The 15073-nt window shown below is 65.2% G+C and carries 12 protein-coding genes; 9 read left to right on the top strand and 3 right to left on the bottom strand.

The features are described 5' to 3' along the window. Window positions 1-3: 3 nt before the first annotated feature. The 4 genes from nuoN to AC1DWU_RS07890 are packed head-to-tail and all read left to right on the top strand — an operon-like array spanning window position 4 to window position 4211. The gene (gene nuoN, locus AC1DWU_RS07905) at window positions 4-1449 is read left to right on the top strand and encodes an NADH-quinone oxidoreductase subunit NuoN (RefSeq protein WP_477149429.1); all 1446 of its coding nucleotides are present in this window, start codon (window positions 4-6) and stop codon (window positions 1447-1449) included. Next, a complete protein-coding gene (locus AC1DWU_RS07900) occupies window positions 1449-2273 on the top strand; it encodes a biotin--[acetyl-CoA-carboxylase] ligase (RefSeq protein WP_477149428.1) in 825 nt (274 codons plus the stop codon). Before nuoN ends, AC1DWU_RS07900 begins: the two co-directional genes overlap by 1 nt. A 2-nt stretch (window positions 2274-2275) precedes the next feature. After that, window positions 2276-3955 carry a ribonuclease J gene (locus AC1DWU_RS07895; protein WP_477149427.1) on the top strand — a complete coding sequence of 560 codons (1680 nt, stop codon included), beginning with the start codon at window positions 2276-2278 and terminating at the stop codon, window positions 3953-3955. Between the two features lie 7 nt (window positions 3956-3962). Beyond that, window positions 3963-4211: a DUF1467 family protein gene (locus AC1DWU_RS07890; RefSeq protein WP_477149426.1), complete on the top strand. Its 249-nt coding sequence runs from the start codon at window positions 3963-3965 to the stop codon at window positions 4209-4211. Between the two features lie 36 nt (window positions 4212-4247). On the opposite strand, the gene AC1DWU_RS07885 is transcribed toward AC1DWU_RS07890, so the two are convergent. Further along, the gene (locus AC1DWU_RS07885; RefSeq protein ID WP_477149425.1) at window positions 4248-4583 is read right to left on the bottom strand and encodes an MmcQ/YjbR family DNA-binding protein; all 336 of its coding nucleotides are present in this window, start codon (window positions 4581-4583) and stop codon (window positions 4248-4250) included. Between the two features lie 387 nt (window positions 4584-4970). Between AC1DWU_RS07885 and proS the strand changes: the two genes are divergently transcribed. The 4 genes from proS to AC1DWU_RS07865 are packed head-to-tail and all read left to right on the top strand — an operon-like array spanning window position 4971 to window position 9709. Beyond that, entirely contained in the window at window positions 4971-6320 is a 1350-nt protein-coding gene (proS, locus tag AC1DWU_RS07880; protein ID WP_477149424.1) for a proline--tRNA ligase, read from the top strand. After that, on the top strand, window positions 6317-7678 hold the full coding sequence (locus AC1DWU_RS07875) for an ABC transporter permease (protein WP_477149423.1): 1362 nt from the start codon (window positions 6317-6319) through the stop codon (window positions 7676-7678). Before proS ends, AC1DWU_RS07875 begins: the two co-directional genes overlap by 4 nt. Then, on the top strand, window positions 7675-9030 hold the full coding sequence (locus AC1DWU_RS07870) for an ABC transporter permease (protein WP_477149422.1): 1356 nt from the start codon (window positions 7675-7677) through the stop codon (window positions 9028-9030). Before AC1DWU_RS07875 ends, AC1DWU_RS07870 begins: the two co-directional genes overlap by 4 nt. Further along, window positions 9023-9709: an ABC transporter ATP-binding protein gene (locus AC1DWU_RS07865; protein ID WP_477149421.1), complete on the top strand. Its 687-nt coding sequence runs from the start codon at window positions 9023-9025 to the stop codon at window positions 9707-9709. Before AC1DWU_RS07870 ends, AC1DWU_RS07865 begins: the two co-directional genes overlap by 8 nt. On the opposite strand, the gene AC1DWU_RS07860 is transcribed toward AC1DWU_RS07865, so the two are convergent. Both AC1DWU_RS07860 and AC1DWU_RS07855 read right to left on the bottom strand, forming a co-directional pair. Further along, window positions 9706-10071 (bottom strand): hypothetical protein, encoded by a 366-nt coding sequence (locus AC1DWU_RS07860; RefSeq protein WP_477149420.1) that lies wholly within the window; start codon window positions 10069-10071, stop codon window positions 9706-9708. The genes AC1DWU_RS07865 and AC1DWU_RS07860 overlap by 4 nt on opposite strands. A 41-nt stretch (window positions 10072-10112) precedes the next feature. Continuing rightward, entirely contained in the window at window positions 10113-10940 is an 828-nt protein-coding gene (locus AC1DWU_RS07855) for an isocitrate lyase/PEP mutase family protein (RefSeq protein ID WP_477149419.1), read from the bottom strand. Between the two features lie 293 nt (window positions 10941-11233). Here AC1DWU_RS07855 and dnaE point away from each other — a divergent pair, with 293 nt between their 5' ends. Further along, window positions 11234-14707 carry a DNA polymerase III subunit alpha gene (dnaE, locus tag AC1DWU_RS07850; RefSeq protein WP_477149418.1) on the top strand — a complete coding sequence of 1158 codons (3474 nt, stop codon included), beginning with the start codon at window positions 11234-11236 and terminating at the stop codon, window positions 14705-14707. Window positions 14708-15073 lie beyond the last annotated feature (366 nt).

Raw genomic sequence — 15073 nt, 5'->3', positions numbered from 1 at the left:
GGCATGCTGTCCGACGTCACGAGCTTCGCTTCGCTCGCACCCGCCTATCCTGAACTGCTGCTCGCCACCGGCGCCGTGGTGGTGCTGCTGATCGCGCTGTTCTGGAAGGGCATCAGCCCGACCGTGGTGGCCATCGTCTCCATCGCCTTGCTGGTAGCGGTGCTCGCGGTGCTGCTGCTGCAGCCGGCGACCGGGGTGCTGTTCAACGGCGTGTTCATCGTCGATGGGTTCGCTCGCTACATGAAAGCACTGGTGCTGGGTGGCGCCGCAGCGACGCTGCTGATCTCGCTGTCGAACTCCAAGGAGCACGGCATCGACAAGTTCGAGTACTCGGTGCTCGTGCTGCTGGCGACGCTGGGCATGATGATCATGGTCTCGGCCAACGATCTGATGAGCCTCTATATCGGCCTCGAACTGCAGAGCCTCGCGCTCTACGTGGTCGCCGCGATGAAGCGCGAAGACCAGAAGGCCACCGAAGCCGGCATCAAGTACTTCGTGCTCGGTGCCCTCAGCTCGGGCATGCTGCTCTACGGCGCGTCGCTGGTCTACGGCTTCACCGGCACTACCCAGCTCGACCTGATTGTCTCTGCGATCTCGCTCGACAGTCGCTCGATCGGGCTGATCTTCGGCGTGGTGTTCCTGCTCGCCGGTATCGCCTTCAAGATCTCGGCAGTGCCGTTCCACATGTGGACGCCGGACGTCTACGAGGGTGCTCCCACGCCGGTGACGGCGTTCTTCGCGGCCGCTCCGAAGGTCGCCGCGATGGCGCTCTTCATCCGCGTCACCACCGTCAGCTTCGCCCCGATCACCCATGATTGGCAGCAGGTCGTCATCTTCCTCTCGATTGCCTCGATGGTCCTCGCCGCCTTTGCCGCCATCGGGCAGAACAACCTCAAGCGCCTGCTCGCCTATTCGTCGATCGGCCATGTCGGCTTCGCGCTCGTCGGCCTGTCGGCTGGCACTGCCGTCGGCGTCGAGGGCGTTGCCGTCTACATGGCGATCTACATCGCGATGACCGTGGGCATCTTCGCCTGCGTCCTGGCGCTCCGCACCGAGAACGGTCCGGTCGAGACGATCTCCGAACTTGCAGGCCTGGCGCAGCGCCGGCCGTTCGTTGCGGCGGTGATTGCCATCCTGATGTTCTCGCTGATCGGCCTGCCGCCGCTCGCCGGGTTCTTCGCCAAGTGGCAGGTGTTCCTCGCCGCGGTCGAGCAGAACCTCTTCGTTCTCGCCGTGATCGGCGTCCTCGCCTCGGCGGTGAGCGCGTTTTACTATCTGCGCATCGTCAAGGTGATGTATTTCGACGAGCCGGTGGCGAAGTTCGCCGCCGTGCCGGGTGAACTCAACGTCGTCATGGCAGCGATCGGCTTTCTCATCGTCACCTATTTCGTGACCGTGGGTTCGCCGCTCACAGCCGCTGCCCACAGCGCGGCCGGAAGCCTGTTCTAGTGGCAGGGTTCTGGCTTGGGTCCAGGGCGGTCTCCCGCGGCTATAGGCTGAACGGCTTCGACAGCGTCGGCTCGACCTCGAACGAGGCCGCCAATGCAGCGAAAGCCGGCGATGTCGGCGATGTCTGGTTCTGCGCATTGCAGCAGACCGCCGGTCGTGGCCGGCGCGGCCGCCCGTGGCAGTCGCCGCACGGCAACCTCGCTGCCAGCCTGCTCGTGGTGCCCGACGCCGATCCGGCGATCTCCGCCACCCTCGGCTTCGTCGCCGGGGTGGCGCTGAACCGAGCCCTTGCCGACATCGTCCCCGCAGCCCGCTTCAAGACCGGCATCGACGGAGCCGACCTGGCTCACGGCCGCATCGCGCTCAAGTGGCCGAACGACGTGCTGGCCGATGGCGCCAAGCTCGCCGGCATCCTGCTCGAAGCCCACAAACGCCCGGATGGCTCGATGGCCATCGTCATCGGCATCGGCGTCAACGTGGTGGAGGCCCCCGAGGGGCTGCCGTATCCCGCGACGTCGCTCCGCGCCCTCGGGCTCGATACGAGCGCCGAGACCGTGTTCGGTGCGCTGTCGGACGCCTGGGTCGAGGCGTTCGAGATCTGGAACCAGGGCAGGGGCATAACCCAGGTGCTCGAACTCTGGCGCAAATCGGCCGCCGGGATGGGCGCCGAGGTTGCGGTGAACCGCGATGGCGATATCGTCCGCGGCATTTTCGAAACCATTGATGAGGCGGGGCGACTGATCGTCCGCGCCAATGACAACAGTCGCATTGCCATCACCGCCGGTGACGTGCATTTCGGCACGACCGCAAGCGTTAGGAACTGACAATGGCAAAGCCGAGTCCCGATGAGCTCGTCTTCGTTCCGCTTGGCGGCGTGGGCGAAATCGGCATGAACATGGGCGCCTACGGCTTCGGGCCGGAGCGCAGCCGCAAGTGGATCGTCGTTGATTGCGGCGTGACCTTCGCCGGCCCGGAAGAGCCCGGTGTCGAGCTGATCCTGCCCGATCCCGCCTTCCTCGAGGAGAACGCCGACGACATCCTGGCGCTGATTCTGACCCACAGCCACGAAGACCACTACGGCGCGGTGCTCGACCTGTGGCCAGCCTTCGACCGCCCGGTCTACGCCACCGCCTTCACGGCCGCCATGCTGAGCGCCAAGAAGGAGTCGGAGGGCATCGTCGAGGACGTCGAGGTCAAGCCGATGCAGGTCGGTAAGCCGTTCACGGTCGGCCCCTTCACCATCGAGGCGATCAACGTCGCCCACTCGATCCCGGAAAGCTGCGCGCTGTTGATCACCACGCCGATCGGCCGCGTCGTCCATACCGGCGACTGGAAGCTCGATCCGCATCCGGTCGGCGCGCCGCCGACCGATGTGGGCCGTTTCGCGCAGATCGGCGCCGACCGCTCGACGCCGATCGCGCTGATCTGCGATTCCACCAATGCGATGAAGGACGGCACCAGCCCGTCCGAGGACGAGGTCGCGGCGACGCTCGCCGCGCTGATCGCCGAGTCGACGCATCGCGTCGCCGTCACCACCTTCGCCTCCAATGTCGGCCGGGTGATCTCGGTCGCCCGCGCTGCGCAGAAGGCCGGCCGCAAGGTGGTAATGTCGGGCAGGGCGCTGCACCGCATCAGCGGTATCGCCCGCGAGCTCGGCATGCTGGAGGGGATCGATCCGTTCCTCGACCAGAACGAGTACAAGACCCTGCCGCGCGCCAAGGTCGTGCTGCTCTGCACCGGCAGCCAGGGCGAAGCCCGCGCCGCCATCGCCCGCATCGCCCGCGAGGAGCATCCCGAGATCTCGCTCAACGCTGGCGACCGAGTGATCTTCTCGTCCTGGGCTATCCCGGGCAACGAGCGCGAAGTCATCGACATCCAGAACATGCTGATCGACCGCGGCATCGACGTGATCACCCAGACGCACGGCCTGGTGCACACCACCGGCCACCCGCGCCGCGAAGAGCTGAAGCGGCTCTACGACCTGATCAAGCCGGACGTGCTGGTGCCAGTGCACGGCGAAGCCGCTCACCTCGAGGCGCATGCGCTGCTCGGCCGCCAGCATGGCATCGATACCGTCGTCCACGCCCGCAACGGCGATATGGTCCGGCTGTTCCCCAACACCACCCAGTTCCCCGGCGAGGTCCGCGTCGGCCAGCTCTATCTTGATGGCAACGTGCTCTGCACACCCGAGGAAAGCGGCGTGAAGGGCCGCCGCAGGCTCAGCTTCGGCGGCCATATCGTGGTCAGCCTCTGCGTCAATGCCAGCGGCCAGGTGCTTGCCGGCCCCGAACTGGTGATCGAAGGCCTGCCGGATGTGGAGGATGACGACGAGTCATTGCCGCAACTGGTGCGTCGCGCCGTCACAGGCACGCTCAAGTCGATTCCGCCCAAGCGCCGCAATGACCCCGAGTTGGTCAACACGGCGCTGCAGCGGGCGGTGCGCAGTGAAGTTTCGTCCTACTGGGGCCGCAAACCCAACGTAACGATCTTCGTACACCGCGTCTGAGCCCGCCATGCAAGTCGGCACATTCCTAGCGATCTTCTTTGTCACCTGGTGGATCTGCCTGTTCCTGGTGCTGCCGTTCAAGGTGCGCAACCAGGTCGATGCGGGCGAATGGGTGCAGGGCACCGAACGCGGCGCCCCGGCGGGCATCCTGCGCCTCTGGCCAAAGCTGCTGATCACGACGATCCTCGCCATCGTGGTCACGGGCCTGCTGCTCTGGGCGCTGACCACCCCTTGGCTGATCGAGTACTGGCGGTAGAGAGCCGAACGTCGCCATAGCCTCGGTAGGCGCAACCTAGCTCCCGCCAGCCCGCTTCTTCGCCTTGGGCAACGCGTGCGCGTGAGCCATCTCCAGCGCCGCCTGCAACTCCCCCTCGCTGAGCTTCGCCAGCACTGCCGTCGTCCAGCCCTGCCGGCCCCAGCCATTGTCGATCGGGATCAGGGCTTCAGGCGCCAGCATGGCCTTGAACTCCTGCTCGTCGGGCGTGAGCTTGAGGTTGGCGGTCAGGCCATCGGCAGCGAGGGTGGCGTAGATGCGGGCGACCTTGAACGCCGCGCGGTCGAAGTGCGGGGCTTCGGTGGTGCCGGCCAGCGACAGTGCAATTGCCCTGAAGTCAGAAGAACTTGTCATCGATTCTTCATCCCACAATGAAAAAAGCAGGGCCTAAGCCCTGCTTTGAGAAGTTTTTCGACAATACGTTGGTCTTAGGCACACGGTTAGATGGCAGCCAACGCTCCTCCCTTGACGTTGTCGACGTCCGGCAACTTGCGGTTGCCTGTGTTCTTATGACGCGGGACCCTAACAACTGAATCTGGGGCTGCCAAGTGGATTCTGCATGGCAGCCATGGCAATTTTACATAGTATTCAAGTCATGATTTGGGGGCGCTCAGCGACTGCGCAAAAGTGCCGCACGACCAAGCGTTTGCCTAAGTTTCGCGCGCTTTTGCGGGCTCCACTTTGTCCCGCTTTGCGCTATAGGGTTCCTCCAACCGAATCCGGCGTACCCGAGGACCGTTCATGCGTTTGAGCCGCTACTTCCTGCCCCTCCTGAAGGAGACGCCGAAAGAGGCCGAGATCGTCTCGCATCAGCTGATGCTGCGCGCCGGCATGATCAAGCAGCAGGCGGCAGGCAGCTATTCGTGGCTGCCGCTGGGCTTCAAGGTCCTCAACAAGATCGTCAGGATCATCGAAGAAGAGCAGAACCGCTCTGGTGCCATCCAGTTGCTGATGCCGACTATCCAGTCCGCGGACCTCTGGAAGGAAAGCGGCCGCTACGACGCGTATGGCAAGGAGATGCTGCGCATCGAGGATCGGCACGAGCGCGACATGCTGTTCGGGCCGACCAACGAGGAGGTGATCACCGACATCTTCCGGACGTACGTGAAGTCCTACAAGGACCTGCCGCTGAACCTCTACCACATCCAGTGGAAGTTCCGCGACGAGGTACGGCCGCGCTTCGGCACCATGCGCTCGCGCGAGTTCCTGATGAAGGACGCCTATTCGTTCGACCTCGATGAGGCCAGCGCGACGCAGGCGTTCTACCGCATGTTTGTGGCCTATCTCCGCACCTTCCACCGCATGGGGCTGGTGGGTGTGCCGATGCGCGCCGATACCGGCCCGATCGGCGGCGACCTGAGCTACGAGTTCCACGTCCTCGCCGAGACCGGCGAGAGCGCGGTATTCCTCGACAAGCGCCTGGTGGACAAGCCGATTCCGCCCATCGACATCGATTTCCGCAGCGACCTGACGCCGATCTTCAAGGATTGGACGTCGCTATTTGCCGCCACCGACGAGATGACCGACGAGACCCAGTTCAAGGCTGCCGTCGACGCGGAGCACCAGCTCGCCGCCCGCGGCATCGAAGTCGGCCACATCTTCTACTTCGGCACCAGATACTCGAAGCCGATGAAGGCGACCGTCACGAGCCAGGAAGGGCAGGCGGTCGAGGTCCAGATGGGCAGCTACGGCATCGGCCCGACCCGGCTGGTGCCCGCCATCATCGAAGCCTCGCATGACGATGCCGGCATCGTCTGGCCGGTGAGCGTGGCGCCGTTCGAGGCCGTGGTGATCAACCTCAAGGTCGGCGACGCCGACAGCGATCGCGCGGCCGAGCGCCTCTACGAAGACCTCAAGCTCGAGGGTATCGACGCGCTCTACGACGACCGCGACCAGGGCGCCGGGGGCAAGTTCGCCGCGGCCGACCTGATCGGCATCCCGTACCAGCTGATCGTCGGCCCGCGCGGCCTCAAGGACGGCCAGGTCGAGATCAAGCACCGCAAGTCCGGTGAGCGCGAGACGCTGTCCATCGAAGAGGCGGTCGGCCGGCTCAAGAAGCTGATCGTGCCGCAGCGGCGGGACAACGTTTGACCGACGCCCCGCCCATCGCGGCGAAGGGACCGGGACCGTTCTCGCGTTTCGAGTTCCTGGTGGCGGGCCGCTATCTGCGGGCCCGCCGCAAGGAACGCTTCGTTTCAGTGATCGCGGTGCTGACACTGCTTGGCGTCGTGCTTGGCGTCGCCACGCTGATCGTCGTGATGTCGGTGATGAACGGCTTTCGCACCGAGCTCCTGGGCAAGATCCTGGGCCTCAACGGCCACTTCGTGGTGCAGTCGGTCGCCGGGCCGATGGCCGACTATGACGACGCCGTGGTGCGTCTCGAAGGCGTCGACGGGGTGCGCTACGCCATTCCTTATGTCGAGGGGCAGGCGCTCGCGTCGGGCGTCTCCAGCGCCACGGGCGTCGTGGTGCGCGGCATCAGCGAGGCATCGCTGAACAAGCTCGATCTGCTGCGTGATGGAGCAGCGCTCGGTGGCTGGGACCAGTGGGACGCCAGCCAGGGCGCCGCTATCGGCCAGCGGTTGGCGGAGCGGCTGGGACTGGCGCTCGGCGACCAGATCACCATCATCAATCCCAACGGCACTCCGACCCCGTTCGGCATGACACCGGCCGAACGCACGCTGCCGGTCAACGTCATCTTCAACATCGGCATGCCCGAATATGACGGCTTCTACGTCTACCTGCCGATGCAGGAGGCGCAGGCCTATTTCCGGCTATACGAGGACCAGTTGAAGCCCGGCGTCGCCATGCCCGGCGTGATGGCGACCGACGAGGAGATTGATGCCGCTTACGAGCGCGTCTACCAGGCCAGCGGCGTCGAGGTGTTCGTCACCGACCCCGACAACATCGCCGGCATGCGTTCAAAGCTGCAGGCAGCGCTCGAGCCCGGCTTCGACATCGCCGACTGGCAACAGCGCAACGCCACGTTCTTTTCGGCGCTGCAGGTCGAGCGGGTGGTGATGTTCGTCATCCTGTCGCTAATCATCCTCGTCGCCGCCTTCAACATCATCGCTAGCCTCGTCATGCTGGTGAAGGACAAGGGACCGGACATCGCCGTCCTCCGCACCATGGGCGCAACCCGCGGCTCGATCCTTCGCATCTTCTCGATGACCGGCTTCGCCATCGGCCTGTCCGGAACGCTGCTTGGGCTGATCCTCGGGCTGGTATTCGCCTTCAACGTCGAGGCCATCCGCTCGGCGGTCTCCAACTTCTTCAACATTTCGATCTTCCCGCCCGAACTGTTCCTGATGTCGAGCCTGCCATCGCGGGTGGATGTGCATGAGGTGGCACTCGTGGTGCTGCTGTCGCTCGGCCTTACCTTCCTCGCCACCCTCTACCCGGCATGGCGCGCCGCGCGTCTCGACCCGATCGAGGGTCTCAACCAATGACCGACAAAGTCGCCGATCCGGGCCCGTTCTCGCGGTTCGAGTTCCTGGTGGCCGGCCGCTACCTGCGGGCCCGTCGGCGCGACCGCTTCGTCTCGGTGATCGCCGGGCTGACCCTCACCGGCATCGCGCTCGGCGTCGCGGCACTGATCGTTGTCACGTCGGTGATGAATGGCTTCAACGCCGAAATCGTCTCCAAGCTGCTCGGACTCAACGGGCACTTCTCCGCCTATCCGATCGAAGCGCGCTTCACCGACTACGACGAGTCCGCCATCCAGATTCAGAACGTCGACGGGGTGGTCGCGGCGATCCCCTATGTCGAGGGGCAAGCACTCGCCTCTGGCGCCAAGGCCGATTCCACCGGCGTCATCGTCCGCGGCGTGTCGCTCGCCTCGATCGAGAAGCTGAAGCTGCTGCACGACGGCGCCCTGCTCGGTCACTGGGATGGTTGGGACGAGGGGAACGGCGTCGCCATCGGCCGCCGGCTCGCCGAGAAGCTGAAGGTCAATATCGGGGATACGGTGACGCTGCTCAGTCCCGATGCGCAGGGTGCGCAGGGCGGCAACCGGCCGAAGACGCGCTCGTTCCCGGTGCAGGTGATCTTCGACCTCGGGATGACCGAGTTCGACAGCTTCTACCTCTACATGCCGCTGCGTCCCGCGCAGGACTACCTCGACATGTTCGACCGGGTGCTGAAGCCCAACGCTTCGGTTCCGGCGCTCGACGCCACGGAGGAGGACCGGGAGGCGGCCTACGACCGGATCTACCGTGCCACCGCCATCGAAGTGTTCATCGACAACCCAAGCGCGCTCGATGCCATGCGGCTGAAGATCGGCCAGCAGATCGAGCGGCCGCTTATCCTCTCGGACTGGGAGCAGCAGCACCAGAACTTCTTCGATGCGCTGCAGACGCAGGGCAGCGTGATGTTCATCATCCTGTCGATGATCATCGTGGTGGCCGCCTTCAACATCATCTCCAGCCTCATCATGCTGGTGAAGGACAAGGGCACCGATATCGCGGTGCTGCGCACCATGGGCGCGACGCGCGGCTCGATCATGCGCATCTTCGGCATCGCCGGAGTGGCGATCGGGGTCGGCGGCACCTTGCTCGGCATGGCGCTCGGGCTGCTCATCGCGGCGAACGCAGAGTCGATCCGGGCATTCCTCTCCAGCGTGCTCGGCTTCACCATCTTCCCGCCCGAGGTGTTCTTCCTCTCCTCGCTGCCCAGCCGCACCAACCCCTCGGAAGTCGCGGCCATCGTCGCGGTGGCGATGGGCTTGTCTTTCCTCGCCACGCTCTATCCGGCCTGGCGTGCCGCCCAATACGATCCCGTCGAGGCCCTGCGCTATGAGTGACGTCCATCTCAAACTCGCGAAGGTGCACCGCCACTATGGTGAGGGGGAAACGCTGGTCCGCGTGCTGGAAGCCGCCGATCTCGAGGTGAAGGGCGGCGAGCTCGTCGCCATCGTCGCGCCGTCGGGCGCCGGCAAGTCGACGCTGTTGCACATCTCAGGCCTGCTCGAACGCCCGCAGGGTGGCGACGTGGAGATCACCGGCATCTCGACCAGCAAGCTCAATGAGCGCGGCCGCACGCTGCTCCGTCGCGACACCATCGGCTACGTGTACCAATTCCATCATCTGCTGCCCGAATTCTCTGCAATCGAGAACGTCGCAATGCCGCAACTTATCGCCGGGCGCGACCGCGCCGCGGCCGAGAAGCGCGCGATGGAACTACTCGAAATCCTCGGCATCGCCCCCCGCGCCCAGCACCGCCCGGCCGAGCTCTCGGGCGGCGAACAGCAGCGCGTCGCCATCGCCCGCGCGGCGGCAAACCACCCCCGCATCATCCTTGCCGACGAGCCGACCGGCAACCTCGACCCCTCGACCAGCGATGTGGTGTTCGACGCCCTGGCGGCGCTGATCCGCGAGGAGGGGGCAGCCGCCCTGATCGCCACCCACAATCACGAACTGGCGCGGCGCGCCAACCGGATCGTGACGCTGCGTGGCGGGCTGATCGAGCCGATCACCCTCTAGGCTTCCGGCTGAACCTCGTCCGCGTCGGACTCGCTGGCGCGGCGCATCCGCTCGCGGTCCAACAGGGTGTTCACCCGGGTTCTCAGGCCGCGGATCTGCCGGGCCTGCCGCTCCGTGGTGTCCCTGAGCTGGCGGATGCGGGTCTCCGCCGCCTCCTGATGGTTGACGTCCCATTCGCGCACCCGCCGGATCACCACCTTGGTCTCCGGCAGCGGATCGAGCAGCGTCTCCCAGTCGGTGCCGAGAGAGGCGACGAGCTTGTCCGCCGCCAGCGCAGCCGAAGCGCGTTCGCCCGGCTGATCGGAGCCCATCAGCTTCAGGATCCGGATGAGTTTCTTGCGGGTGCGGCCATCTATCGCCATGGTTGAAGGGGTAACCGCATCGCTACGCGAAATCCAGCCGTCTACTGCTTCTCGGCCATCAGCGCGGTCACCTCGGCGAAGGTGATGGCGTCATCGAGGTAAGTCGCAGTCCCAGGACCCAGCAGTTCGCGAGATGCATCCCGCAACCCGGTCAGCGCGGCGCGGGCGAATGAACTGCCGGTGCTGACCCGTCGGACACCGGCGGCCGCCAGGTCGGCGATGGAGTAGGGCGTGTTCTTGGCTCCCAGCACGACATTCACGGGCTTGGTCACCGAAGCGCAGACGGTGCGAATGACCTCGAGGCTGGGCAGGCCGGGCGCGAACAACACGTCGGCGCCCGCCTTCTCATAGGCTTGCAGGCGGCGGATGGTGTCGTCGAGGTCATTGCGACCATGGAGGAAGTTCTCGGCCCGGCCGACGAAGGTGAATGGGAAGGGCAGGGAGTGGGCAGCCTCTGCTGCCGCCGCCACACGTTCGACCGACAGGTTGAAATCGTAGATCGGCGCATCGGCGTTTCCGGTGGCATCCTCGATCGAGCCCCCGACCAGGCCGACTTCAGCGGCCAGCCGGATGGTCTCGGCGGCGTGCTCGGGTGCATCGCCGTAGCCATTCTCGAGGTCGGCGCTGACCGGCAAATCCACGGCGGCGACGATATCGGCGGCGTTCCGCAGCGCCTCATCGCGACTGACGCTACCTTCGCCGTCACGGCGACCGAGCGCAAATGCCAAACCCGCACTGGTCGTCGCCAGCGCCTGGAACCCGAAACCGGCCAACAGCCGGGCGCTGCCGGCGTCCCAGGGGTTCGGCATGATGAACAGCGGGCCCTGGTGAAGTGCCTGGAAACGCTCGGCTTTCTGCTGCTGGTTCAACTCTCGTTCTCCTCGGTGCCCGGTCGATCCCCGACTCGCGCGTTAACCATGTATTCATGGCTAAGCCGATGTCGCTAGACAAGAACAAATTGAGAACATACAAGAACGGAACAGAAACTTTGGAGGTTCCGATGCTCTCTTTCGTCAAGGATCTGCTGGCTTTCGTCACCATCTGCGGCTTCTCGGTCGCCTCGCTCACCTGGATGGATATCGCTGCCCGACTCGTGTGAGTGACTTGTGGATTGACGTCCTCGTGTGTGGCCGTGGTGCCGCCACGGGGGTAGGAACGACGAATGGCTGGCCCCGGCTTCATTCACCTGCACGTACATTCGGCTTACTCGCTCCTCGAGGGGGCGCTGCCGCTGTCGAAACTGCTCGACCTCGCCAAGGCCGACAAGCAGCCGGCGCTCGGCATCGCCGATACCAACAACCTGTTCGGTGCCCTCGAGTTCTCCGAAAAGGCGGCGGGCAAGGGCATCCAGCCGCTGATCGGCGTCGAACTGGCGATCGACTTCTCCGAGATGGAGGACAGCCAGGACCGTATGCAGGAGCGCGGCCACGACCGTGGTCGCTACGGCAAGGGCGGGCTGGTGCTGCTCGCCGCCTCCGACACCGGGTTCGCCAACCTGTCTTCGCTCGTCAGTCGGGCACACCTCGAAGGCGAGAATGGTCGCGCCGCAGCCAAGCTCGCCTGGATGGAGCGTCACGCGCTCGAAGGCATCATCTGCCTTAGCGGCGGTCCAGAAGGGGCGATCGACCCCTGGTTCGGTAACAATCTGGATACGATTGCGCAGGCCCGGCTCGACCGGCTCCGCGAGCTGTTCGGCGATCGCTTCTATATCGAGTTGCAGCGCCACGGACGCCCGCAGGAGACGCTGAACGAAGCCAAGCTGATCGACTACGCCTATGCCCGCGGCGTGCCGCTGGTGGCGACCAACGAACCATTCTACCCCGGCCCGGTGGATCACGAGGCGCATGACGCGCTGCTGGCCATCGCCGGTGGTACGGTGGTGGCGCAGACCGAGCGGCGGAAGCTATCCGACCAGCACTATTTCAAGACCCGCGAGGAGATGCAGAAGCTCTTCGCCGACCTGCCCGAAGCGCTCGACAACACCATCGAGATCGCGCAACGCATCGGTTACCGGCCGAAGAAGCGCGATCCGGTGCTGCCGAAGTTCGCCGCCGCCTCCGACCTTACCGACGCCGAGGCCATCGCCGCCGAGGCGAATGCCCTCGCCGAGATGGCGCGCACTGGGCTCGACGAGCGGCTGAAGACAGTCGGCGTCGCCCCCGGGAAGACCGAAACCGAGTACCGCGAACGGCTCGAGTTCGAGCTCGATATCATCCAGAAGATGAAGTACCCGGGCTACTTCCTCATCGTCGCCGACTTCATCCGCTGGGCCAAGGCGCAGGACATCCCGGTCGGCCCGGGTCGCGGCTCGGGCGCCGGTTCGCTCGTCGCCTATGCGACTACCATCACCGACCTCGATCCGCTGCGCTACAACCTGTTGTTCGAGCGCTTCCTCAACCCCGAGCGCGTGTCGATGCCGGACTTCGACATCGACTTCTGCCAGGACCGCCGCGAAGAGGTGATCCGCTATGTGCAGAAGAAATACGGCGAGGCGCAGGTCGCGCAGATCATCACCTTCGGTACGCTCCAGGCCCGCGCCGTGCTGCGCGATGTCGGCCGCGTGCTGCAGATGCCGTACGGCCAGGTCGACCGGATCGCCAAGCTCGTGCCGGCCAATCCGGCAGACCCATGGACGCTCGAGCGCTCGCTGAAGGAAGTGCCGCAGCTCAAGATGATGGCCGACGAGGACGAGCAGGTTGGCGAGTTGCTCGCCATCGGCCAGAAGCTCGAGGGCCTCTACCGCCACGCCTCGACCCACGCCGCGGGCATCGTCATCGGCGACCGGCCGCTGCAGGAACTGGCGCCGCTCTACCGCGATCCGCGCTCGGACATGCCGGTCAGCCAGTACAACATGAAGTGGTCGGAATCGGCCGGGCTGGTGAAGTTCGACTTCCTCGGCCTGAAGACGCTGACCACCATCAAGCGCGCCGTCGACATGATCAATCGGCACGGCGACGGCAAGTTCCGCATCGAAGACATCCCGATCGACGACGAGAAGACCTACAAGCTTTACGCCATCGGCGACACCGCAGGCGTGTTCCAGGTGGAAGGCGCCGGCATGCGCCGAGCCCTGGTCGACATGAAGCCCGACCATTTTGAGGACATCATCGCGCTCGTGGCGCTCTATCGGCCGGGCCCGATGGAGAACATCCCGCTATTCAACGACCGCAAGCACGGTCGCGAGGATGTGGAGTATCCGCACCAGGCGCTGAGCACAGTGCTCGACGAAACCTACGGCATCATCGTGTATCAGGAACAGGTGATGCAGATCGCGCAGATCCTTTCCGGCTACTCGCTTGGCGAAGCCGACATGCTGCGCCGCGCCATGGGCAAGAAGATCAAGGCCGAGATGGACGCGCAGCGCGCCCGCTTCCAGGAAGGCTGTATCCGCTACGGCCTGAAGAAGGGCCTTGCCGACACCATCTTCGACCTGCTCGCCAAGTTCGCCAACTACGGTTTCAACAAGTCGCACGCCGCGACCTACGCGCTGGTCAGCTACCAGACCGCCTACCTCAAGGCGCATTACCCGCACGAGTTCTTCGCGGCGACCATGACGCTCGACATGGGCAACACCGACAAGCTCAACGAATTCCGCCAGGACGCCAAGAAGCACGGCATCGAGATCGTGCCGCCTTGCGTCAACCGCTCGGACGATGTGTTCAACACCCACGACGGCAAGGTGTTCTATGCCATCGGCGCGGTGAAGGGTGTCGGGCAGGCGGTCGCCGAGCACATCATGGCGGCACGCGGCAACCAGCCGTTCAGTGACCTCGGCGATTTTGCCGCCCGAGTGGACGCCCGCATCATCAACCGGCGCACGCTGGAAGCCCTGGTCAATGCCGGCGCCTTCGACCAGTTGGTGCCCCGCCGCGAGCAGGCCTTCGCCGCCATCGACTCGATCGTCGCCACAGCGCAGCGGACCAATGCCAACGCCGCCGACGGCATCATGGACATGTTCGCCGCCGATCGGCCGGAGCCCATCGCGCTCAGTCAATCGGTAACGAACTGGCTACCGGCCGAGCGGCTGGCGCGCGAACACGGCGCCATTGGTTTCCACCTTTCAGGCCATCCACTCGACCAATACGCGGAGCTGTTCGACCGGCTACGCGTCCAGCCTTATGCCGATTTCGAGCGGGCGGTGAAGGAAGCCGACGCGCGGGCAGGGCGCCTCGCCGGAACGATCGCCACCCGTAACGACCGGCGTACCAAAAAGGGCACGCCGATGGCCATCCTCAGCCTGTCCGACGCCAGCGGCGGCTACGAGGTGATCTCGTTCTCCGAGCAGATCGCCCAGTTCTCCAACATCCTGCAGCCCGGCAAATCCGTGGTGTTGACGGTTGAGGCCGACGAGCGCCCCGACGGCATCAGCCTCAGGTTGATCAACGCCGAGCCGATCGAGGGCCTGGCCGAAAAGATCGGCCGCCGCCTCACGGTGTTCGCCGGCTCGGAGAAATGCCTCGCCCCGATCCGTTCGCAGCTGAAGCCCGGCGGCGAGGGGCAGGTCAGCTTCATCGTCATCCGCGATGCGGGCGCGAAGGAGTACGAGATCGAGCTCAAGGGCGGCTACCGGCTCAGCGCCGAACTCGCCGGCAGCATCAAGGCGATGGATGGTGTGGTGGATGTACGGTTGAACTAGGGGTCGCGGGGACCACAGGCCGGCCTGATTGTTGCCCACGCACCAGGCGCTTCCCCTTCTGACGGGGGTGGAGCCACGATGCGGAGGTCGCCTTGCCGTGCGTATCACAGCAAGATCGGACGTGCTCGCGTGGGTGGATCAGCCAGAGCACTGGGTCCCGGCTTTCGCCGGGATGACGGCAGGTGGGAGGGGCAAGAGCGAGCACACCGAAATTTCTTATCCCCCCACTCCCCACCCATGCGATTCTCCCCCCGTCCGCTGCACCGAAGCGAGATCATGACGAGTGGTTGGTGCGGTGGAGACCGGGTGGGCTGCGGGTCGCTGCAGTTCAGGCGGAAACCATCACGGCAAGGACCGGTTCGCCGG

Source organism: Devosia sp. P2_G7 (assembly GCF_056403495.1).
This window is presented reverse-complemented; position numbering and strand designations above follow the sequence as displayed.